The 21,813-nt window shown below is 70.3% G+C and carries 15 protein-coding genes and 1 pseudogene; 10 read left to right on the top strand and 6 right to left on the bottom strand.

All coding sequences use genetic code 11. The features are described 5' to 3' along the window. Window positions 1-84 precede the first annotated feature (84 nt). Window positions 85-1,179: a TetR/AcrR family transcriptional regulator C-terminal domain-containing protein gene (locus FHR38_RS05550; RefSeq protein WP_184533361.1), complete on the top strand. Its 1,095-nt coding sequence runs from the start codon at window positions 85-87 to the stop codon at window positions 1,177-1,179. A gap of 20 nt (window positions 1,180-1,199) precedes the next feature. Here the strand turns inward: FHR38_RS05550 and FHR38_RS05545 are convergent, their stop codons facing one another. Genes FHR38_RS05545 through FHR38_RS05535 form a run of 3 tightly spaced genes read right to left on the bottom strand, consistent with a single transcriptional unit; the run spans window position 1,200 to window position 5,201 of the window. Then, a complete protein-coding gene (locus FHR38_RS05545; RefSeq protein WP_312881866.1) occupies window positions 1,200-2,798 on the bottom strand; it encodes a type III secretion system chaperone family protein in 1,599 nt (532 codons plus the stop codon). A gap of 25 nt (window positions 2,799-2,823) precedes the next feature. After that, window positions 2,824-4,704 (bottom strand): HSP90 family protein, encoded by a 1,881-nt coding sequence (locus FHR38_RS05540; protein WP_184533358.1) that lies wholly within the window; start codon window positions 4,702-4,704, stop codon window positions 2,824-2,826. A 26-nt stretch (window positions 4,705-4,730) separates the two neighbouring features. Further along, window positions 4,731-5,201, bottom strand: a complete 471-nt coding sequence (locus tag FHR38_RS05535; protein ID WP_184533356.1) for a type III secretion system chaperone family protein — start codon at window positions 5,199-5,201, stop codon at window positions 4,731-4,733. A gap of 116 nt (window positions 5,202-5,317) precedes the next feature. Between FHR38_RS05535 and FHR38_RS33500 the strand changes: the two are divergent. After that, window positions 5,318-9,334 (top strand): annotated as a pseudogene (locus tag FHR38_RS33500) (DNA translocase FtsK 4TM domain-containing protein); the annotation flags it as partial. 90 nt (window positions 9,335-9,424) lie between these two features. Here FHR38_RS33500 and FHR38_RS05525 read toward each other — a convergent pair. After that, window positions 9,425-9,739, bottom strand: coding sequence for a DMT family transporter (locus FHR38_RS05525; RefSeq protein WP_184533352.1), 315 nt, complete (start codon window positions 9,737-9,739; stop codon window positions 9,425-9,427). 320 nt (window positions 9,740-10,059) lie between these two features. On the opposite strand from FHR38_RS05525, the gene FHR38_RS05520 reads away from it, so the two are divergent. The 7 genes from FHR38_RS05520 (at window position 10,060) to pspM (ending at window position 16,395) form a co-directional block, all read left to right on the top strand. Further along, window positions 10,060-10,983: an ornithine cyclodeaminase family protein gene (locus FHR38_RS05520; protein WP_184533350.1), complete on the top strand. Its 924-nt coding sequence runs from the start codon at window positions 10,060-10,062 to the stop codon at window positions 10,981-10,983. Window positions 10,984-11,046: 63 nt separating this feature from the next. Further along, a complete protein-coding gene (gene rimO, locus FHR38_RS05515) occupies window positions 11,047-12,555 on the top strand; it encodes a 30S ribosomal protein S12 methylthiotransferase RimO (RefSeq protein WP_184533348.1) in 1,509 nt (502 codons plus the stop codon). A gap of 4 nt (window positions 12,556-12,559) precedes the next feature. After that, complete coding sequence (gene pgsA, locus FHR38_RS05510) at window positions 12,560-13,153, top strand: CDP-diacylglycerol--glycerol-3-phosphate 3-phosphatidyltransferase (RefSeq protein ID WP_184533346.1); 594 nt, start codon at window positions 12,560-12,562, stop codon at window positions 13,151-13,153. Window positions 13,154-13,163: 10 nt separating this feature from the next. Next, the gene (locus FHR38_RS05505) at window positions 13,164-13,670 is read left to right on the top strand and encodes a CinA family protein (protein WP_184533344.1); all 507 of its coding nucleotides are present in this window, start codon (window positions 13,164-13,166) and stop codon (window positions 13,668-13,670) included. A gap of 251 nt (window positions 13,671-13,921) precedes the next feature. Beyond that, window positions 13,922-14,485 carry a helix-turn-helix domain-containing protein gene (locus FHR38_RS05500; protein ID WP_184533341.1) on the top strand — a complete coding sequence of 188 codons (564 nt, stop codon included), beginning with the start codon at window positions 13,922-13,924 and terminating at the stop codon, window positions 14,483-14,485. A gap of 216 nt (window positions 14,486-14,701) precedes the next feature. Continuing rightward, entirely contained in the window at window positions 14,702-15,565 is an 864-nt protein-coding gene (locus tag FHR38_RS05495; RefSeq protein ID WP_184533339.1) for a PspA/IM30 family protein, read from the top strand. A 29-nt stretch (window positions 15,566-15,594) separates the two neighbouring features. Then, a complete protein-coding gene (gene pspM, locus FHR38_RS05490; RefSeq protein WP_312881864.1) occupies window positions 15,595-16,395 on the top strand; it encodes a phage shock envelope stress response protein PspM in 801 nt (266 codons plus the stop codon). 27 nt (window positions 16,396-16,422) lie between these two features. On the opposite strand, the gene FHR38_RS05485 is transcribed toward pspM, so the two are convergent. Both FHR38_RS05485 and FHR38_RS05480 read right to left on the bottom strand, forming a co-directional pair. Next, window positions 16,423-20,079: a hypothetical protein gene (locus FHR38_RS05485; protein WP_376771386.1), complete on the bottom strand. Its 3,657-nt coding sequence runs from the start codon at window positions 20,077-20,079 to the stop codon at window positions 16,423-16,425. A 213-nt stretch (window positions 20,080-20,292) separates the two neighbouring features. Continuing rightward, window positions 20,293-20,787 (bottom strand): type II toxin-antitoxin system PemK/MazF family toxin, encoded by a 495-nt coding sequence (locus FHR38_RS05480; RefSeq protein WP_184533335.1) that lies wholly within the window; start codon window positions 20,785-20,787, stop codon window positions 20,293-20,295. A gap of 161 nt (window positions 20,788-20,948) precedes the next feature. Between FHR38_RS05480 and FHR38_RS05475 the strand changes: the two genes are divergently transcribed. Next, window positions 20,949-21,782 (top strand): DUF8814 domain-containing protein, encoded by an 834-nt coding sequence (locus FHR38_RS05475; protein ID WP_184533333.1) that lies wholly within the window; start codon window positions 20,949-20,951, stop codon window positions 21,780-21,782. The last annotated feature ends 31 nt before the right edge of the window (window positions 21,783-21,813 follow it).

Here is a 21,813-nt window from a genome sequence, read left to right as displayed (position 1 = left end):
GTCGGCTGCGTACACTGTACGCACGGCGACGAAGGTACGGCCAGTCCGGGCGGACACTGGTGCGGCAACTGTGGAGGAGAGCGGATGGACATAGGCCGTGGCCCCGAGCCCGAGTCGGGGTTGAACCTCGACCGGATCGTGCGGACCGCGATCGAGGTCGCCGACGCGTACGGGCTGGACGGGTTGTCCATGCGCCGGGTCGCCACCGCCCTCGGTGCCGGGACGATGTCGCTCTACCGGCACGTGCCCGGTCGCGCCGAACTGGTCGACCTCATGGTGGACGTGGCGTTCGGCGAGATCCACTACCCCGAACCCGGACCGGCCGGCTGGCGGGCCCGGATCGAGCTTGCCGCCCGACAGGAGTGGGCGATGTATCGCCGGCACCCCTGGGTCCTGCCCATCGTCGCCGGCACCCACCGGCCACCGTTGGGCCGCAACGTGCTGGCGAACATCGAGTGGATACTGTCCGCCCTCGACAGGCACGGGCTGGATCCGGAGTCGATGACGCAGGCATACCTCACGGTCAGCGACTACGTACAGGGCGCGGCACTCTATCTACGTAACGAGGCCGAGGACGAGCGGCGTACCGGAGTAACGAGCGAACAGTGGTGGGCGGCGCGGGCGGAGAGCCTGACCGGCCTGACGGCGACCGGCCAGTTCCCGACGCTCTCCCGGCTGCTGACGGCGGCCCCGGCTCAGCGGCGGAGCGCCGGTAAGGACTTCGAGTTCGGACTCCGACGGATGCTGGACGGTCTTGCCGTGTTACTCGGTGAGGCGACTGCGGGGACCAGCCGGGGGTTGTCAAAAGTAACCATTCAGCCGGAGTTCCGCCCTGCCAGGCCATCCGACATCGGGGAGATACCCGTAGCCACCGCCGCCGCGCTGGAACTACTCGGCCGGCGGTGGACCACCGAACTGCTCTACCTGCTCTCTCAGGGCGAGGCCCGGTTCGGTGAGCTGGCCCGCGCCATTCCCGGCATCTCCCGCCGGATCCTCACCGAACGACTACGCCAGCTCGCCGAGGCGGGCCTGGTCGACCGCCGTGACGATGCCGGCCGGGTGACGTACGCCCTCACCGAGCGGGGCGCCGGCCTGCGTGGTGCACTCGAACAGATCCACGCCTGGGCTGGTACCGTCCCCGCCCCGCCCGCCCAGGCCGACCCGGCCCCGCCCGGTTGATCGGGCGGGGCCAAGCCCGGTCACGGCAGTTCGGCCGCCGCTTCGGCGAACGTGGCACCCGACGAGACTGTCGCGTTGACCAGGACGGCGAGCTGCTGTCCGGTCACCCCGTGCTCCAGATCGGTGCTGACGTCCCCGGCCAGGAGCAGGTTGCCGTCGCCGGAGTCGTGCACGTACGCCTTCGGCAGCAGCCGGTCGTGGTTCCAGCTGTTGCAGAACTCGTACGCGTCGGCCAGCCGCTCGGCCGGTAGCTGGCGCTCGGCGACGATCCGGGCGTGCAGGATCTCCCCCCGCTCGCCCAACTGCTCGAACTGGACGATCGCCTTGCCCCACCGGCCGCCCACCGTGCCGTCCTCATGGACGACGTAGTGGTCGCCGCGCTCGTGCAACACCGCGACGAGGGCCTCGACCCGCAGCGGTGCCACCACGTCGAGCCGGTCCGCCGGCAGGTCGGCCAACTCGTCCGACCAGCCGCCGGCCGGTGGCTCGTCGACCGGCAACGGGATCGGCTCGTCGAGCGGCCGCTCCGCCAGCCAGGCGGCCATCCGGCCGGACTGGTGTGTCGTACCGTTTCGGGCGTCGAACCGCCCGGCCAGGTCTTCCATGATGCCGAGCAGGAGCGCCCCCACGGCCGGGACGCTCAGCTCCTCGGCCGGTCGGTCCCCGTACGCCGGGCGGGTGATGGTGCGATCGGCGGGCGCGCTCGCGCCGCCTGCTGCGGCCTCGGCCGCCAGCCGGCAGAGCAGCGCGCCCGCGGCGGTGAACTCCATCGCCGACATCTCGTCGTACGGCCGGTCCAGCCAGCCGAGATGCTCGGCGAGGATGTCCAGGCCCCGGTCGTAGTTCGCGGTCAACGCACAGAACCGCAGGTGCTCGGCCAGGTACGGGAAGGAGTCCCGCTCGTGGCGATGCCGCCGGTACGCCCGCACGTGTGCCTTGGCGGCCTCGTCGTACCGGCCCAGGCGCAGGTACGGGGTGAGCGCCGTGACCATCGCCTTCTCCGGCTGTTCGGTGCAGCCCAGCACCCCGGTCAGCACCGGCTCGACGACCCGGATCGCCTCCTCCCAGTCACCCCAGCCGGCCAGCAGGTCCGCCTGGCGGGACGGATCACAACCGGCGCAGTCGCTGTTCTCGTCCCGACGGGCGGCCCGCCATCGGGCCAGCCACTTGCGGGCCTCCGCCTCGTCACCGAGATGGTCGGCGATCCGGCAGCGCAGGTTGTAGATCGCGTGCAGGCTGTGCCCGCCCTCGCGGAAACGCCGCTCCATGTCGTCGAGGGCGGCGTTGGTCTGGGCCAGTCCCACTCGGGGCGTACCACGCAGCGTCGCCACCGCCCACTTGTGGTACCAGCGCAGCAGTTCCGCGTCCCAGTCGTCGAACAGCTCCGGCTCACGGTCGAAGGTGGCCAGGCACCACCCGAACGCCGGCAGCATCCGCCACCGCTCGGTGTGGTTGTTGTACGCGTCGATCAGTTCCATCCGGACGTCGAAGCCCAGGCGTACGTCCTGCGCGGCGTCGGCGTGTGCGGTGAGCCGTTCCAGCTCCACCACCTTGGCCTCGCCGTCGGGCAGGTCCTTCGCGTCGTTCAGCGCCTCAAGCAGTTCACTTCGGTCGGTCACGACGTCGCCTCACCGGCCAGCAGCCTCATGGCATCTCCTCGGATGGGGTGTCCGCCGCCGGGGCCGGTCCGCCGCCGGACGTCGGAGTGGATCCGCCACCGGTCTCCGGGGCGGCGAAGGATCGTTCCAGCAGGGCGAGGAACGAGCGGTTGAGTGCGGCGGTGTCCGCCGCACGCAGCGGGTGGTGGCCGGCGAGCAGCGCCTGCCCGTACAGCGCCTCGACCGCGTTACGCAGCGCGGGACCGGACGGGCTGCCGGCGATCCGGCGGATCAGCGGATGCCGCCAGTTGAAGACCAACTCCGGTCGGTGTTCGATCTCGACGTCGGCGAAGGCGGAGAGCACGTCGGACCAGAGTTCGTCCGCACCGGCCAGGTTACGTCGTACGTTGTCCTGCTCCCGGGCCTGCTGGCTGGCGATGTACAGCGCCGGCACGGTCACCGGGTCGAACTGGCGGATCAGCGGTACACAGTCGAGATCGGCCAGGGCCCGGCGGGCGGTCTCCAGGAAACCGGCGACGCTACGCTCCTGCTCCTCGCTGAGCGGGTCGAGTCGGGCGGCCAGCTCACCGGGATCGAGCCGGCGTACCGTGATCTTCGGATCGAGCCGGGAGAGCCGTTCGAGGATCTCCGCGTCGTACGCGTAGCCGGCGTTGACCAGCGGCGTGCCGGCGGCGCTGGCGATCGCGGCCAACGAGCGGAACTCGTCGACCGTGTTCACGTACCGGATCATCGAAGCGCCGCGCCGGAAGGTGCGCAACGGCATCGCGCCCCGGCTGGTCTCGAACGGCAGCCAGGCGTCGACCAGCCGCAGCATCTCGTCGTCGCGCACCGCGAGCGCCTTTACCCCGAGATGGTGTACGCGCAGGAAGGCGGCCAGCCGGTCGGGGTGGTGCACCGACAGGTCGAGCAGCCAGCCCCGGATCTGCTCGCCGAGCGATTCGCGTACCCGGTCGAGCAGGTCGTCGGCGTAGAGCGCCTCGCGGCTGGCGGTCGGCCGCAGCAGGGCGGTGTCGACGACGCAACGAAGGAAGAACGCCCAGTCCGGCACCAACTCGCGGGCGTCCTCGCTGAGCAGCATCCGCTTCAGGTAGACCCGGTGCCCGCCCTGGCCGACGGCTGCCGCCGAGGGGAGCACGAAGCCGACCCCGACCAGCCCGGCCTCGGGCACCTTCAGGTCGACGACCTCCATCGGTCGGCTGCCCAGCAGTTGCGCCCCGTAGTCCAGCAGCGCGGCCCGGCGGACCTCGGGATCGTCGTACGCGACCTCCCACGGGGCCTGCGGGTCGGTGAGCCGTTCCGGCTCGCTCTCCGGACCGCCATCCGGCTCGGTCAGGACGACGTCGACGTCGAGCAGGTGACCGTACGACCGGACGAGTTCCCGTACCTGCGTCGGGGCGAGCCAGTGCCCGCCACCGGGCCGGGGCCGCAGGACGACGGTGGTGCCCACGGACTCCCGGGCGGTCTCGTCCACCTCGACGGCGTACCGGCCGTCGGCGTAGCCGGTCCACCGCACCGCCGGCCCACCGCCGGCCGAGCGGGAGACCACCTCGATGGTGTCGGCGACCATGAAGCAGGAGAGCAACCCGATGCCGAACTGGCCGAGGTAGTCCTGCCGGGCGAAGCCCAACTCGTCGCGCTTGGAGGTACGCCCGACGCTGGCCAGGAAGGTGTGCACCTGTTCCTCGGTCAGCCCGATGCCGTTGTCGTGTACGCGTAGCGACCCGTCGACGGCCGGCTCGACGACCACCCGACCCGGCGCGGCGTCCGGGTCGGCGGCACGCCGGGCGGTGATCGCGTCGGCGGCGTTCTGCAACAGTTCCCGGGCGTAGACCCGGGGACTGGCGTAGAGGTGGTGGCTGAGCAGGTCGACGATGCCGCGTAGGTCGACCTGGAACCGCCGTTCCATAGCGGACTCCCTCTCCGGGCGGTAGCTCAGGGCCGTAGCTCCGCGACGGCCTCGGACATCTGGCAGCCGGTGGCGATGCCACAGCTGATCAGCTGGTCGAGTTGCTGTGGTGTCACGCCCCGTTCGAGGTCGGTGACCACCTCACCGCAGACCCGTACGCTGCCGTCGTCGTCGACGTGCACGTATGCCTTGGGCCACAGGCGCTCGTGGTTCCAGGCGTTGCAGAACTCGTGCAGGGCGGACACGTTCTCGATCGAGAACGTGGTGGCGGCCATCGTACGAACCTGGAACACCTCGCCGTTGGCGCCGACCCGGAAGAAGTAGATCAGGCTGTCGTCCCACTTGCCGAACAGGTCACCGTCGGAATCGGTGTGGAAGTTGTAGTCGTGGCCGGTCAGTACCGAGGCGATGAGTTCGTTCGTCAACGGTTGCAGGGTCTGCAACTGGCCACCAACTCCAGGTTCGTCCGACGTGTCCTCGAAGCCGGGGGGTGACATGCGGCGTCCCTTCATAGTGTCAAAGATCACGGATTCTCGCACAACACGCGTGTCGCACGCGGACACGACTCGCAAAAGCGGGGATTGGTCGAGTCACGCCGCTACGGTGTGACTCTATGGCGGGCCGTACCCCACAGGCGAGCCGGCGTCGCGGCGCGTCGTCACCGCGTGGCGCCGCCAACGCGCGCGCCCGTAAGTCCACCGGCGGGAAGTCGTCCGGTGGCCGTAAGTCGAGCCCGGTTCGGTCGGCGCCGAAACGGCGTACCGGTGGCGGCTCCGGCCTGGCGGTGATCGTCGGTCAGGCGGCCCGAGGCACCTGGATGGGCGTGGCGCACGGGCTTGGCTGGCTGGTTCGCGCAGCCGGTCGGCAGGCGGCCACCGCCCGGGACTTCAACCCGGAACACCGCCGGGACGGAGCCGGCCTGTTCCTGATCGCCATGGCGATCCTGACCGGTCTCGCGGTGTGGTTCTCCTCCGCCGGTCCGCTGGGAGAGTGGGTGGCCGACGGCATCCGGCTCTTCGTGGGGGCCGTGGCCGCCGCCCTGCCGGTGCTGCTGCTCTTCGGCGGGATCTGGTTGATGCGCGAGCCACGCGAGCCGGAGCACCGGGGGCGCGGGGTGGTCGGCTGGTCGGCGCTGGTCGTCGCCACCGCCGCACTACTGCACATCGGACAGAACCCGGTCGACAACGTGCAGCGCGACTACGCCGGCGGCCTGATCGGGGCCGGGGTCGGCGCGGCGCTGGTGAAGACGGTCAGCGCCTGGGTGGCCGTTCCGGTGCTGCTGTTGCTGCTCTTCTTCGGGCTGCTCGTGGTCACCGCCACCCCGGTCAACAAGATCCCGGAACGGCTCGGCCTGCTGGCCGGCACCGTGCTGGGCAGGCCGGTCGGCGGCGGTTCCGACGACGACGATGACGACGACGAGGACGAGGAGGGTGCGCGGGGCGCGGCCCGGTCGGGCGCGGCGAAGGCCGGTGCGGGCCGAGGCGCGCGCCGACCCGCCCGGCGACGGCAGGCCAGCCTCATCGAGGACGACGAGGCCGCCGACGACGAGATCGTGCACGACACCATCCCGCTGCCCCGTAAGCCTGCGGCCAAGGTGCCGGCCACCCGCCGCGCACCGGAACCGCCCGAGCACTCCGTCGCACCGACCCGGGCCGAGCAGCTCGCCATCACCGGCATGGCCGGCGACTACACGTTGCCGCCGGCCAACCTGCTGCGCCCCGGCGGTGCGGCCAAGACCCGGAGCAAGGCCAACGACGAGGTGATCACCGCGCTCGCCGGCGTGTTCGACCAGTTCGACGTCGACGCGGCGGTCACCGGCTTCACCCGGGGCCCGACCGTCACCCGCTACGAGGTCGAGTTGGGCCACGGCGTGAAGGTGGAGCGGATCACCCAGCTGTCCCGCAACATCGCCTACGCGGTCAAGTCGCCGGACGTACGGATCCTCAGTCCGATTCCCGGCAAGAGCGCGGTCGGGGTGGAGATCCCGAACAGCGACCGGGAGGACGTGGCCCTCGGCGACGTGCTGCGCTCTCGCGTGGCCGCGGCCGACCATCACCCGATGGTGGTGGCGCTCGGCAAGGACATCGAGGGCGGCTTCGTGGTGGCCAACCTGGCCAAGATGCCGCACATCCTGATAGCGGGGGCAACTGGGGCCGGGAAGGCGCTTGCCCTGGACACACCGATCCCCACACCCGGTGGCTGGTCCACGATGGGCGAGCTTCAGGTTGGTGACCAGGTCTTCGACGAGCGTGGTCGGGCATGCACGATCATCGGGGCCACCCCCGTCATGTCGGATCGCCCCTGTTACGAGGTGGAGTTCTCAGATGGCACGGTGATCGTTGCCGACGCGCAACACCAGTGGTGTACGACGACGAGAGCAGGCCGCTCGCAACGAACTCATCGGTGGAAGGACGGCTCGTACTGGTCCGCGAGCGATGTCGCGCTTGTCGCCGATCGGACAGCCGACGTCCTTGCCGAGCCCGACCGTCTGGTAACGACAGCCGAGGTCGTGTCGGATGTTGGTCCGCAGTTCCGGAATGTGCTGTACCAATCCGTTAGGGACAGGGGCATTCCGAAGGGCGGGAGGAGCGGTAGCGCGACGTACCACCGTGGTGGGCAGACCGTGACGCGAGCCGTCCAAACCTATTCACGTCACCGTCTCTACCAGGCATTGCGCGAGCGTGTCTCGGCCCCAGGGCGTTCGAGTCAGAGACGTGTCTTCGACGATCAGCCGGTGACGACAGCGGAGATTGCCGCATCGCTACGGGTGTCGGGAACTGGTGGCACCTGGACCAACCATGCGATTCCAGTTAGCGGACCACTCGACTGTCCGGAGCAGGACCTCCCGATCGCGCCGTACACCCTGGGCTGCTGGCTCGGCGACGGCACGACCGGATCGGCTTCTTTCACGTGTGCTGACGAGGAGATCCTCGATCAGATTCGGCTGGATGGGTATGCCATCACGAAGCACCCCCGCAACCAGCTCGCATACACGATCTCGAACTCCCCGGAACGCGACCGACGCATCGCTGAGGCGGTGGACCTGGCTGCTGAGGGGGTCACGCTGGCTCAGGCGGCAAGACACCTCGGGGTGGGCCTCTCGGCGGTGTGTCGTGCAGCCAAAGGCAGACTTCGAAATCGCCGGAGGATCGGCCTCATGCCGACCACCCCTCCTCAGCGGCGCTATCACACCATGCGGGCGCTGTTCCGGCAGATCGGTCCGAAGCACATTCCCGCGGTCTACCTGCGGGCGTCGGAACAGCAGCGCCGAGACCTGCTGGCTGGCCTGCTCGATACGGATGGCACGGTCTCCAAGCGGGGCGGCGTCGAGTTCGCGGTCACCAACGAACGGCTTGCTCGCGACACCCTGGAGCTGATCATCAGCCTTGGCTATCAGGCGACGATGACGACGAAGCCGGTCAAGGGCCGTGACGAGATGAGCTCCACCTGCTATCGGATTCACTTCACGCCGCCGGAGAAGGTGTTCCGGTTGACGCGCAAGCTGAGCCGTCAGGTGAGCAGCGTTCGCCCCTCCACGTCGCTGCGCTTCATCGTGGATGTGCGGCCGATCCGGTCCGTACCCGTTCGCTGTATCGAGGTCGACAGCCCCAGCCACCTGTATTTGGCCAGCCGTGCCTGCATCCCGACACACAATTCCAGTTGCCTCAATTCCCTGCTGGTCTCGGTTCTGGCTCGGGCCACACCGGACGAGGTGCGGCTGCTGCTGATCGACCCGAAGCGGGTGGAGATGTCCGGCTACGAGGGCATCCCGCATCTGGTCACGCCGATCGTGACCAACGCGAAGAAGGCCGCCGACTCGCTGGACTGGGTGGTCCGCGAGATGGACATGCGCTACGACGACCTCGCCGCCAACGGGGTACGGCACATCGACGACTACAACCGCAAGGTGCGAGCCGGACAGATCAAACCCCCGCCCGGTAGCGAGCGGGAGATCCGGCCGTACCCGTACCTGTTGGTGATCGTCGACGAGCTGGCGGACCTGATGATGGTCGCGCCCCGGGACGTGGAGGACTCGGTCGTCCGGATCACCCAGCTCGCCCGGGCCGCCGGCATCCACCTGGTGCTGGCCACCCAGCGTCCCTCGGTCGACGTGGTGACCGGTCTGATCAAGGCCAACGTGCCGTCCCGGCTGGCCTTCGCCACCTCCTCGCTGGCCGACTCCCGGGTCATCCTCGACCAGCCCGGCGCGGAGAAGCTGATCGGCCGGGGCGACGGGCTGTTCCTGCCGATGGGCGCGTCGAAGCCGATCCGGATCCAGGGGGCCTGGGTCTCCGAGTCGGAAATCAACTCCGTGGTCAAGTTCTGCAAGGACCAGCGCGAGCCGGAGTTCCGGCCGGATGTGCTGGCCCCGGCGCAGGACAGCAAGAAGAAGATCGACGAGGACATCGGGGACGACCTCGACCTGCTGGTGCAGGCGATCGAGCTGGTGGTGACCTCGCAGTTCGGCTCCACCTCGATGTTGCAGCGCAAGCTCCGGGTCGGGTTCGCCAAGGCAGGTCGGCTGATGGACCTGATGGAGACCCGGGGCATCGTCGGGCCGTCCGAGGGCTCCAAGGCACGTGAGGTGCTGGTCAAGCCGGACGAGCTGGAGGAGACCCTGGCTGGTCTCCGCGCCGACGACTGACCCCCGGCGCTGGGGTCAGGGGGGCGCGCCCTTTCCGGGCGGAAGACGAACAGGAAGGAACTCCTTCCGTACCGCTCAGTGGAAGAACTTCAGGCCGACCACCCCGGCCACCACCAGCAGCAGACAGAGCAGCCGGGGGAGGCTGGCCGACTCGCCCAGGGCCACCATCCCGACCACGGCGGTGCCGACCGCCCCGATCCCGACCCACACCGCGTAACCGGTGCCGATCGGTATCGATCGCAGCGCCCAGGAGAGACCGACCATGCTCAATACCAGTGCGACGAGAAAGACCACCGAGGGGACGAGCCGGGTGAACCCCGCGCTCCGCCCCAGGGCGATCGCCCAGACGGTCTCCAGGAAACCGGAAACGACAAGCACTACCCAGGCCATGGCACTCACCTTCGATACGTACGGCGACGTCGGCGTGGGGAAGCGCGGTGCCAGTGGAAGACGGCCGGAGCGACTGTCCCACGACCTCGGTCATGGTCATATCGCGGTCGTCTTCGCACCACCGGGTACGACTCGCACTCGTCCGGGACGGGCCAACGAACTCGGCCGTCGGGGCCGACGTTAGCACCTGCGCGGGTCGGACAGCCGCAGGCGGGAAAGGTGGCCCCGGCGGTGGTGAGGGCGGGCCGCTGGCGGCCAGCGGTGGGGAAGGTCACCGGCGACTTGACCTGAAGTGAGGTTCAGTTATCAGGATGGGCGACATGACCCTGCTCTTCAGCGACGCCGAGGTGGCCGCCCAACTGGATGCGCCCACCGCGATCGGGGCCACCCGGGCCGCCCTGCTGGCCGCCCACGCCGGTCGGCTCGTCGCGCCCCCACGCGGCTCCGCACCGCTGGCCGGGGGACGGCTGGTGACCACCGCCGGCCAGTTGACCGACGAGTGGTACGGCTTCCGGACGTACGACACCTTCGGCCACCCGGAGGCGGAACAGGTGGTGGTCCTGCACGACGCCCGGTCGGGGCGGGTGCGGGCGATCGCGGTCGGCACCGAGATCGGGTCGCGGCGAACCGGGGCGATCGGCGGGGTGGCGATCGATCTGCTGGCCCGCCCCGAGGCCAGCACCCTCGGCGTGATCGGTTGCGGCGGACAGGCGTGGGCGCAGGTGTGGGCGGCAGCCTCGGTACGCCCGCTGCGGGAGGTGACGGTGTACTGCCGTACCCGGGCCCGCCGGGAGGCGTTCGCCGACCGGGTTCGCGCCGAACTGGGCATCCCGGCCCGGGCGGTGGATCGCCCCGAGACGGCGGTACGCGGCCGGGACGTCGTGGTGTTGGCCACCGACAGTCCCACTCCGGTGATCTCCGCCGCCGACCTCGACCCGGGCACCCACGTCAACACCGTCGGCTTCAAACAGCGCGGCCGGGCCGAGTTCGGGCTGGACCTGCTGGATCGGGCGGACGTACTCGCCACCGACTCGTTGGCGCAGGCCGGGGCGTACGACCCGCCGATGCTCGCCACCGACCCCCCGTACGCCGACAACCTCCGTGACCTGGCGGCGGTGCTGGCCGGCGCGGTTCCCGGCCGGGCCGCACCCGGAGAGGTGAGCGTCTTCTGTTCGGTCGGGCTGGCCGGTACCGAGGTGTTCCTGCTGGACACGTTGGCCCGGGAGGCGGCGGTCCGACTGTGATCTCTCCGGCTGCCAGGGCGCACACCCGATCGGATCGTCGGTGCGGCCCGGTACCCTCGGGAGGTGTCTGCCACTTCCTCTTCCTCGACCGACGGCCGCCGGGTCGCGCTGCTTACCCTGGGCTGTGCCCGTAACGAGGTCGACTCGGAGGAGCTGGCGGCCAGGTTGCACGCCGACGGTTGGCAGGTGACCACCGACGGTGAACGCGCCGACGTGGTGTTGGTCAACACCTGCGGGTTCGTGGAGAAGGCCAAGCAGGATTCGATCCAGACCCTGCTCGCCGCCGCCGACACCGGGGCCAAGGTGGTGGCCGCCGGCTGCATGGCCGAGCGCTACGGGCGGGAGCTGGCCGACAGTCTCCCCGAGGCGCAGGCGGTGCTGGGCTTCGACGACTATCCCGACATCTCGGCCCGACTCGACGCGGTGGTCGCCGGGGAGCGACTCGACGCGCACACCCCCCGGGACCGTCGGGAGTTGTTGCCACTGACGCCGGTGTCCCGGCACGGCAGCGCCGTGGTGGTGCCCGGCCACGGTGGCGGTGCGCCCACGCGGGAAGGGCTGGTCGCCGACGAGCACACTCCGGCCCATCTGCGACCGGTGTTGCGACATCGGCTCGATTCCGGCCCGGTCGCGTCGCTCAAGCTGGCCAGTGGCTGCGACCGCCGGTGCGCGTTCTGTGCCATTCCGGCGTTCCGTGGGGCGTTCGTCTCCCGTACCCCGGACGAACTGCTCGCCGAGGCCGAATGGCTGGCCAAGTCGGGGGTACGGGAGTTGGTGCTGGTCAGCGAGAACTCCACCTCGTACGGCAAGGACCTCGGCGATCCCCGGCTGCTGGAGAAGCTGCTGCCGCAGCTCGCCGCCGTGTCCGGGATCGTCCGGGTCCGGGCGAGTTACCTGCAACCGGCGGAGACCCGCCCGGGGCTGGTGGAGGCGCTCGCCACCACGCCGGGCGTCGCCCCCTACTTCGATCTTTCGTTCCAGCACTCCGCCGAGCCGGTGCTGCGCCGGATGCGCCGTTTCGGGTCGACCGACCGGTTCCTCGACCTGCTCGCCTCGGTGCGGGCGTTGGCGCCGGAGGCCGGAGCGCGGAGCAACTTCATCGTCGGCTTTCCGGGCGAGACCCGCGGCGACGTCGAAGAATTGGTCCGCTTCCTGACCGAGGCGCGGCTCGACGCGATCGGCATGTTCGACTACAGCGACGAGGACGGTACCGAGGCGGCCGGGCTGCCGGGCAAGGTGTCGGCGGCGACGATCAAACGGCGCTACGACCGGCTGAGCGCGTTGGCCGACGAGTTGTGTTCCCAGCGGGCCGAGGAACGTCTCGGGTCCACCGTCGAGGTGCTGGTCGACTCGATCAGCGACGGCGTCGTGGAGGGGCGGGCCGCCCACCAGGCGCCGGAGGTGGATGGTTCGACCACCCTGGTCGCCCCGGCCGAGGGCGGGGTCGACCTGGCCGCACTGCGCCCGGGTGACCTGGTTCGGGCCACCGTCACCGGCACCGAGGGGGTCGACCTGATCGCCGTACCGGAGGAGATGATCTCGGCGGCGGCGGCCCCGGGTGGAACGAGGTGAGACCGTGACCGAGGCGACCGACCCCGCGCCGGCTGCCACGGTCCGTACGGTGCCGGTCGTCAATGCGGCCAACGCCCTTACCGCATTGCGCCTGCTGTTGGTGCCGGTCTTCATGGCGCTGGTCGTCGTCTCCGGCATGGCCGATTCCAGTGGTCGGATCGCCGCCTGTCTGACCTTCGCGTTCGCCTCGATGACCGATCTGGCGGATGGGTGGATCGCCCGTCGGTTCGGGCTGGTGACCTCCTTCGGTAAGGTCGCCGACCCGATTGCGGACAAGGCGCTGACCGGGGCGGCACTGGTGCTGCTGTCCTGGTACGACCAGCTCCCCTGGTGGGTCACCCTGGTGATCCTGGCCCGGGAGTTCGGTGTCACCCTGATCCGCTTCTGGGTGATCCGGCATGGTGTCATCGCCGCCAGCCACGGCGGCAAGATCAAGACGGCGGTGCAGATCCTGGCGATCGTCTGGTACCTGTGGCCGGTTCCGGCGGCGGTGGCCTGGATCGGGCCGTGGATCATGGGAGCCGCCGTCGTGGTGACCCTGCTGACCGGCCTCGACTACGTGGTGCGGGCGCTGCGCCTGCGGCGGCGGGCGGGATGAGGTAGCGAAGATGGCAGAGAGTGTCGAGCCACCGGTGGGAAGCCCGGCGGCAGCCGTCGTACACGCGCTCGTCGATCGGGGGGAGACCTTCGGCGTCGTCGAGTCGCTCACCGGTGGGCTGCTGGCCGCCACGATCGTGGATGTCGCCGGGGCCAGCGCCGTCTTCCGGGGCGGGTTGGTGGTCTACGCCACCGATCTGAAGGCCTCCCTGGCCGGCGTACCGGACGGTTTGCTGGCGGAACGGGGCCCGGTGGATCCGGACGTGGCGCTGGCACTCGCCGAGGGGGTCCGGCAGCGGTGCGGGACCGACTGGGGGGTGGCGACCACCGGCGTGGCCGGTCCCGAACCGCAGGGCGGCAAGCCCGTCGGCATGGTCTTCGTGGCGGTGTCCGGCCCCACCGGCGCGGTGGTCCGCGAACTCGACCTCGACGGTGATCGGTTGGCGATTCGCACCGACACGGTGACCGACGCGTTACGACTGCTCGCAGACCAGATCCACGCTGCTCCGGCCGGTTGACGGTCGATCGTGCGGGATGACCCGCCGGTGCCGCTGGAGACGGCCGGCACATGGCGACCGCTGCGCCGGCCGGCACGCTGATCGGATCGGCACGACGGGAAGGACCCGGGACGAACGGGAGCCGCGGGCAGATTCGGTGCGGCGCTGGGATGTCGCGGTGGTCGGTACCGGGTACGGTTGCGGAAAGGCTCTGGCGGTAGCCGGTGCCGTTGCTGGTGCGGGGAAGTCGTCCCGCGTGAGGGGGAGGTGCGATGATCTTGCTACGCCGGGTGATCGGTGACGCCTTGCGCGCCCGCCGACAGGGCCAGCACCGGACCCTGCGTGAGGTTTCCTCCGCGGCCAACGTGAGCCTGGGCTATCTGTCCGAGGTCGAACGGGGGCAGAAGGAGGCGTCGAGCGAACTGCTCGCCGCCATCTGCGCCGCCCTCGGTGCGCAGCTCTCCGAGTTGCTGCGCGAGGTCGGTGACACCGTCGCCCTAGCCGAGCAGATGGCCGGCGTGCTCGTGCCGGTCACCGAACAGCCGACGTCCGGCACCGCCAGCACGGTCGCCGAGCAGGCCACCTCTGGCACATCGGCCGTCCCCGCCACTTCGACGGCGGCCACCCCTGCCGCACCCGAACCAGCGATGGCCAGCGCTGGTGCCGGCCTGGGCGCACGTCGGGTGACACCGACCGCGCCGGTGCATCGGGTGACGACCGACGGCAACGTCTCCGTCTCGGTCCGCCAGGAGTCGCCGCTGAAGGCCACGCTGCGAACGACCCGCCGGGTCCGGTCGGCCAACTCCGAGCCGCGCGCCGTCGTTCGCGCCGCCTGAGCCCCCACCGCAGCACCGATACAACCCCTGCCGACGGTGGCTGTGCGCGTTCCGGCCCGCGTAGGGTGGCGGCACGGCACCCATCCGACTGGTATCCCCCCACGGTTTTTTGCCGGGGGGTGGCGTCAGGCTGGGACCATGGGAAGCCACGCGCCGTTCGCCAGGTCGATCCGGCGCGCTCGGCAGAGGCGATGACACTGAGGGGATACTGCGAATATGGCGAACCCGTTCGTCAAGGGCTGGCGTTACCTGATGGCGTTGTTCGGCGCCAAGATCGATGAGCACGCCGATCCCAAGGTGCAGATCCAGCAGGCCATCGAGGAGGCGCAGCGCCAGCACCAGGCATTGGTCCAGCAGGCTGCTGCGGTCATCGGCAACCAGCGCCAACTGGAGATGCGGCTGTCCCGGCAGATGTCCGAGGTCGAGCGCCTTCAGGCGATGGCCCGGCAGGCGCTGGTGCTCGCCGACCGGTCCCGGTCCGCCGGTGACGAGGCGGAGGCCACCAAGTACGAGCAGACAGCCCAGACCCTCGCCACCCAACTCGTCTCCGCCGAGCAGTCGGCCGAGGACCTGAAGGCCCTGCACGATCAGGCCATTGGTGCCGCCGCCCAGGCCCGGCAGGCGGTGGAGAACAACTCGATGATCCTCCAGCAGAAGCTGGCCGAGCGCACCAAGCTGCTCAGCCAGCTCGAACAGGCCAAGATGCAGGAGAGCGTGGCCCGCTCGCTGGAGTCGATGTCGTCACTGGCGGCTCCCGGCAACACCCCGTCCCTGGACGAGGTACGCGAGAAGATCGAGCGGCGGTACGCCAACGCGATGGGTCGCGCCGAACTGGCCGGTAACTCGGTCGAGGGGCGGATGCTGGAGGTCCAGAAGAGCACGCTGGACCTGGCCGGCTCATCCCGGTTGGAGCAGATCCGGTCGAGCATGGCGGGCGAGAAGCTGGCCGGCGCTCCGGCCCAGGCCGGTATCGCCCAGAACGCACCGGCCACGGACCCGGCCAGCGTCGCCCGGCTGGACGAGATCCGGGCCAGCATGGCCCGGGAGAAGGGCACGGGCGACACCAGCGCCGCCAGCTGAGGCTGCCGGACTGAGGCAGGAGGGCAGTCGTGGCGGACCAGCGGGCTCGCTACTTTCGGCGGTTGCGCAAGCTTCGCCGGTCCGCCCGGCGATGGAGTGTGTTGGGCGGTGGACTGGGCGGTGCCACGGCGATTCTCACTCCGTACAGCGGTTTGGGGTTGCCGGACGCGGCCTGGGCCGCTGCCGCCGGTGGTTCCATCGCCCTGGCCCTGTGGCGCTGGTCCGACCTGCGGGCGCTCGCCGCGCAGCCGGCGCCGCCGCCCCCCGACCAACGGTCGGCCGAGCAGCGGCTGGTCGCGGCGGTCGAACGGCTGCCAGTCGGCCGCGGGGTGCTGACCGGGGTACGTCGGGGGCGGTCCCGGCTGGCGTTGCGCGGATCCGCCGCCGCCCGTCCGTGGGCCCGGCTGAATCGGGCCACCTCGACGCTGGCCGGCTTCGCCGACCGGCTGACCGGTCCCGCCGCGCCTGCGGTGCTGGAGGCCGCCGTCGCGGAACGGTCGCTACGCGAGCTGGCCAACCGGGTGGCCGGTGTGGAGAAGTCGCTACGGTGCGCCCCGGACGAGTCCCGTTCCGCGCTGAGAGCGGCCCACCGCAACCTGGCCGAGCAGCTCGACAGGGGAGTGACGGCCTACGAGAAGCTGGTCGCGGCGGCGGCTGGCTATCTGGCCGAGGAGGGCCGGATCGCCGAGGAACATCCTGCCGCCGCGCAGCTCGACGAGGCCACCGCGCTATTGCACGGCGTTGCCACCAGCCTGGCTGAGCTGCGTGTGTGGGGTGATCCGGCGTCGGGGCCACCAACCGGCCGGAGCACACCCCAGGCGAGCCACTGAGAGCACCGGTGGTGCCGGCCGAAGTGGTCACGGCGGAGTGGTGACGGAGACCGGTGCGGTGAAGGCGGAGAGCCCGGCGGCATTGCCGGCCCGGATGCGGTAGTAGTACGTCGTAGCGCGGGTCAGGCCCGTGTTGCTGAAACAGCGGCTCGCGCCGCTGACGCTGAAGGTCGCCAGGCCGGTGGTGAAGCTCGGATCGGCGGCCCGTTGGATGGTGCAGCCGCCGACCACGCCGCCGCTCGGCTCAATCCAGCCCAGTTCGACGGTGGCCGCGTCCGTACCGGCTGCCACGGCGGTGACGGTGAGATTCGTCGGGGTCGCCGGCGGTGCGGGGGTGGCCGCCGAGGCCACGTTGGACCAGGGCGACGTGGCACCGAGGTAGCTGGTGCGGACCCGGTGGTAGTAGGTCGTGTTTCCGGCGACGGTGCTGTCCAGATAGGTGCCGGTGACCGGGATCGACCGGGTGACCAGGCCCGCGCTGAAGGTCGGGTTGGTGGCCCGCTGCACGTCGATGCTGGTGGCAAAGGAACGGTTGGTCCAGGCCAGACTCGCCCGCAGCGGTGCTGCTGCCGGCACGGCCACGGTGAGGCTGGTGGGCGCGAGCAGACGTACCACCGTGGAGACCGTGCCGGACCAGGCGGAACAGCTGACGGCGTTCTCGGCCCGGATGCGGTAGTAGTAGGTCACCCCGGGGGTCACCGTCGAGTCGGTGTGCGAACCAGCGGTGGCCGGGACGTTGAGGTTGGTGAGGTTCGTGCTGAAGGTGACGTCGGTGGCGCGCTGGACCAGGTTGATGGTGGCCGCCGGTCGAGTGGCGTTGTTGGTCCAGACGAGTGCGATCGCCGGTAGCTGAGTGGCCGACCCGGGGGATGGGGTGGCGGTCAGCCCGGTGGGCGCGGCGGGTGAGACCCGTAGCACCAGTGGCCGGGCCATCTCCCCGTCGGCGTGGCCGAGGAGTTGGCCCTGCCAGGCGTACGTCCAGCCGAGGTTGACCTCTCGGTTGGTGACCAACGCCGGCTCGCCGCTGTGCGGGTCGACCTGTACGAGCCCCTGGGTGGTGCCGGCGATCCGGGTCGGGTCGGCGAGCCGTACGTTGTCCGTGATCTTGAAGGGCAGCGGCTCGGGTAGTGCTGGGCGCATCGCCAAGATGGTGTCCTCCAGCGGGTTCAGCCGTACGGTGTCCTTCCAGCCCAACTCGTTGGGGTCGGGCGGTCGGATCACCCCGTTGCGGCAGACCCGGTTGACGAGCTGGACGTTGACGTGGTGGAAATGGACGAACTCGGTGGCCATCCCGTGATGGGTGACCTTCCACAGTTGGGTGCCGTCGTCGTCGGACCCGACCGGGGTGGAGAGGTCCGAGGCGAAGAGCGTCTCCGTCGGCGGATCGGCGTAGCCAAACGGGATGGTCGTCTGGACCAGGGCACTGGTGCTGGGCAGTTCGACACCGAGGCGGGTGGAGGTGCGGCCGTACTCGGACTCGAACTGTTCCGCGACCGCCTTCGGTAGCAACGGCAGGGTCACCGGCCCGATACCGTCGAGCGGGGTGAAGGTGATCGAGGTGTCCTGGATCGGCACGTAGGTGTTCCGCTCGGTCCGGGTGCCCAGCGCCCGGTCGTACGCCTGCTGTGGCACGATCGGCGGCGGCTGGCTGGCGGCGTACGCCTGGGGTAACCGTTCCTGTAACGCGGCCAGGTCGAACGGGGGTGACGGGGTGCCGCCCACCTGGAACTGCAGGAGGGTTCGGGTGTTCGGCCCGAAGCCGTGCAGCGTCGTCGGTGCCCCGCCGTACGGGGTCTGGTCGGCGGCCCCGGTGTAGTAGTCGTAGCGGGCGTCGAAGGCCGGAATCGGTGCCGGGCAGTCGTTGTAGAGGATGATCTTCGAGCCGGGGGGTGCGGACGAGAAGTCGACGACCACGTCGGCACGTTCACCCGGCCCGATCAGCAGGGTATGGGCGGAGACGTTCAGCGTCGTGGCCTCCCGCCGGTGGTAGGCGTAGTTGATCGGCTGGTTGGGTAGCACCACCGGGGCGGGGAGCAGACCGCCGTCGTTGCCGACCTGGATCATCTCCGGCCCGGACGCCGCCGGGTCGGGCACCCCACCCGGTCTGCCATCGGTCGGCCACTCCGGGGGGAAGTCGGACGTCGCAGCCGCCTCCACCATCGGTACCTCGCCAGCGTCGCCGTCGTGTAGCGAACCGTCCGGATTCCACATCGTGGCGTTGGAGGCCGCGTAGTAGAGCTGGAGGTTGAGCGCACGGTCGGTGCAGGCGTTCAGGATCCGGAACCGGTACGCCTTCGGCAGCACCCGCAGGTACGGGTAGGCGCAGCCGTTGACCAGCGGGGTGTCCAGGTACGCCTCGGGCACGATGGACGGGTTCGGCGTGCCCGGGGCGACCGGCGGTTGCCAGGGGGCCGCGTCCGGGTCGTGGTACGGGTTGGGCACCGGCCCGTGCACCGTGCCGGTGGACGGCGGCCAGAACCACGGTGCGTAGTCCCAGCGGCCCATCCGGTTCGACCCGGACTCGTTGTACGGGTTCTGGTTGGGCATGTAGACGTGCGGAAACCACAGGTTGCTGCGCGCCCCCCACGCGGCCCGGTCCCAGGTCGGGTCCTGGGCGGCCAGTTGGTCGTCGTCGGGCACGAACGTCTTGTCCTGGATCACCAGCGGAATCTGCTCGGTGGGCAGGATGCCGTCGGCCACCAGCCGCTGCTCCGCCGGGTCGTCGAGCAGATAGAGACCAATCTGTCCGGAGTAGACGGTCAGCCGGCTGATGCCGGCGGTGTTGTCGTGTAGCCACAGCAGTCGGCCGCTCTGCTGGTTCGGATAGAACAGGGTCACCGCGCCCTGGTTCGGCTCCGTCATGTCCGGCACGTTGACCAGCCCCGCCCCGGTGGCGTACCGCGTCGCCTCCCCGGCCGGGGTGAGCCACTGGTCGGGCGTCCCGCTGCTGATCCACGGCGCGGCTCCGCCGTGCAGGTGTAGTACCGCGCGGTTCTGCGGATAGGTCTCGGCCCCGGCCCCGGCCAGCGGCCCGGTGCCGCCCAACGGTCCGGCTCCGTTCAGCGGCCCGATGCCGGCACCCGGCACGGTGGGGTCGACCGGCAGGAAGAGTCTGCCGGCCGGGCCGGTGGGCAACTGGTTGATGAACTTGATCCGTACCGGGCGGTTGCGGTGCGCCATGATCACCGGCCCGAGGTGGTGTGCCCGACCGGGCGGCGTCACCGTGTTGTGGCCGTTGGCGTCGGTACCGTTGTTGACCTGACGATAGCCACGGAGCCGGGTCACCTGGAGGTCTCGGTGCAACTGCTGGCTGTGCTGCTGCAACCCGATCTCGTAGTAGTCGCAGCCGGGGTAGGTGATGGTGTCGGGCACCGCGATCGGCAGGTAGTTGCCCAGGTCGTTCTGCCGTCCGGGGCCGAGGCCGGGTAGCGAGTCGACGAACTTGCGAATCCCGGTGCCGGGCACCGCTCGGCCGGCTGGATCGAGACGGGGCAGGGGACTGTTGGCGTAGTTCGGGATGAACCCGAAGTAGTCCGGGGGCGCGCCCGGGTCCAGGGCCGCTGGCGGTTCCGTGGGACGTTCGGTGGTGGCGCGCGCCGAGGGCACCATCGCCCGGTCACCCTGCGTCGTCGATTGCGCGGTACGCGCGGAGCGGATCGCCGCGAGCCTCTTGAACATGAGCATGCTCCTCCCCGGGCGACGGCTCGTCGGCACGGGGGACCAGCCCGAGCACGGCTAGTCCCAGCCGGAGCGGTCGCCACCACCAGTCGGCAATGCCGACTATCCGTAAGTGGATAACTGCCGAAAGTGTCGGGTGGATACGGTGGAGGAGTTGGTCGTCGCCGTCACCGCCCCCCAGGCGGTGACGGCGACGGCGACGTTAGGTGACGGCTGGAGTCAGGACCAGCCGTAGCCAGCGCGCAGTGCCTGGCTGACCCGGTCGAATCGGGCTCGGTCCAGCACCGCGCCCTCCCGCCGGATGCTGTCCTCCCGCATGGTGAGCACCCGGTCGAGCCGGACCCAACTGGCCCGCTTGTCACGGTCCCACTCGCCCGGGCCGAGGGCGAACCAGTGCCGTTGGCCGTCCCGGTCGCTCTGGCTGGAGAGCATGAGGCCGAACAGGGTCCGGCTGTGGCGTCCAACGACCAGTACGGGACGGTCCTTGCCCTGGCGGGGATCGTCCTCGTACGGCACCCAGGTCCACACGATCTCACCCGGATCGGCCTGCCCGTCCAGTTCCGGGGCGTAGATCAGGCGACGGCGTTGTAGTGCCCCGACCTGGCGACGTCGGGCGATCTGCGCCGGAATGGCACCCGGGGTGCCGGTGGTCGTAGTGCGGTTCCTGGTCAGCCGGCTGATCGTCGCCGCCACGTTCCTCAAGAGATGTGCCACGGCGGGCAGCCTATTCTCCGTAGTGCCGGTCCGCTGGGCCCACCTGTGAAGGTTTCCTTCTTGACTGCTGACTGCATCGGTGGTTCCCTACGGCCAACAGATCGACGTTTCTGTATTCGTCGAATGGTTGACGTCGGCCGTCGGCCCCCGAGGAGTGTGCCATGACGTACCGCAGATCCCATCCACGCCTGGTCGCCGCGGTGGCCGGCGTCGTCGTCGCGGTCCTGGCCGCGGCACCTGCCACCGCCGCCACCGGTACGGGGCCGGCTGCCGTCGACACGGTGACGGTGACGGCCGCCGCGACCCCGGGCCTGACCTACCGGGTGTACGCCACTCGCGAGGGCCTGGTCGGCCGCACCACCGCGAACGGGCACGTGATCACGTCCCGGGACCACTTCGTCGCCCTGCCCTCCCGGCGGGGCCTGTCCCCGAAGAACACCGGTGACTACACCGTTCGGGTCTGCACCACCAGCGGCAGCCGATGCGAGTACGCGCCGGTCTGGGACGTCGGGCCGTGGAACACCACGGACGACTACTGGAACCCGCCGGAGGTCCGCGAGTCGTGGCAGGACCTGCCGCAGGGCAAACCCGAGGCGCAGGCCGCCTACCAGGACGGCTACAACGGTGGCAAGGACCAACGCGGTCGTACGGTGGCCAGCCCGGCCGGCATCGACCTGGCCGACGGCACCTTCTGGGACGGGCTGCTGCTGACCGACAACGCCTGGGTCGACGTCGCCTACCTGTGGACCGGCACCGGTCCCCGAGGGCGGATCGGCAGCGGCCCGCTCAACATCCGCAGTGGACCGGGCACCAGCTACGCGAGCAAGGGATTCGCGGCGACGTACGCCATGGTGCCAATCGAGTGCTGGGTGACCGGCCAGTCGGTCAGCGGCCCGTACGGCACCACGACCCGGTGGAACCGTCTCGCCACCGGGCAGTACGTGAGCCACTCGTACATCTCCACCGTTACCGGCGGCACCGTCCCCACCTGCTAGGTGCAAGGAAGGGCCCCTTCTTGTCGCCCTC

This window comes from Micromonospora polyrhachis, assembly GCF_014203835.1.
Taxonomy (GTDB): domain Bacteria; phylum Actinomycetota; class Actinomycetes; order Mycobacteriales; family Micromonosporaceae; genus Micromonospora_H; species Micromonospora_H polyrhachis.
This window is presented reverse-complemented; position numbering and strand designations above follow the sequence as displayed.

Coding starts and splice junctions, on each gene's coding strand:
- FHR38_RS05475 (WP_184533333.1), top strand. CDS start 20,949: ATGACGTACCGCAGATCCCATCCACGCCTGGTCGCCGCGGTGGCCGGC.
- FHR38_RS05550 (WP_184533361.1), top strand. CDS start 85: ATGGACATAGGCCGTGGCCCCGAGCCCGAGTCGGGGTTGAACCTCGAC.
- FHR38_RS05520 (WP_184533350.1), top strand. CDS start 10,060: ATGACCCTGCTCTTCAGCGACGCCGAGGTGGCCGCCCAACTGGATGCG.
- FHR38_RS05500 (WP_184533341.1), top strand. CDS start 13,922: ATGATCTTGCTACGCCGGGTGATCGGTGACGCCTTGCGCGCCCGCCGA.
- FHR38_RS05485 (WP_376771386.1), bottom strand. CDS start 20,079: ATGCTCATGTTCAAGAGGCTCGCGGCGATCCGCTCCGCGCGTACCGCG.
- FHR38_RS05525 (WP_184533352.1), bottom strand. CDS start 9,739: ATGGCCTGGGTAGTGCTTGTCGTTTCCGGTTTCCTGGAGACCGTCTGG.
- FHR38_RS05505 (WP_184533344.1), top strand. CDS start 13,164: ATGGCAGAGAGTGTCGAGCCACCGGTGGGAAGCCCGGCGGCAGCCGTC.
- FHR38_RS05495 (WP_184533339.1), top strand. CDS start 14,702: ATGGCGAACCCGTTCGTCAAGGGCTGGCGTTACCTGATGGCGTTGTTC.
- FHR38_RS05535 (WP_184533356.1), bottom strand. CDS start 5,201: ATGTCACCCCCCGGCTTCGAGGACACGTCGGACGAACCTGGAGTTGGT.
- FHR38_RS05540 (WP_184533358.1), bottom strand. CDS start 4,704: ATGGAACGGCGGTTCCAGGTCGACCTACGCGGCATCGTCGACCTGCTC.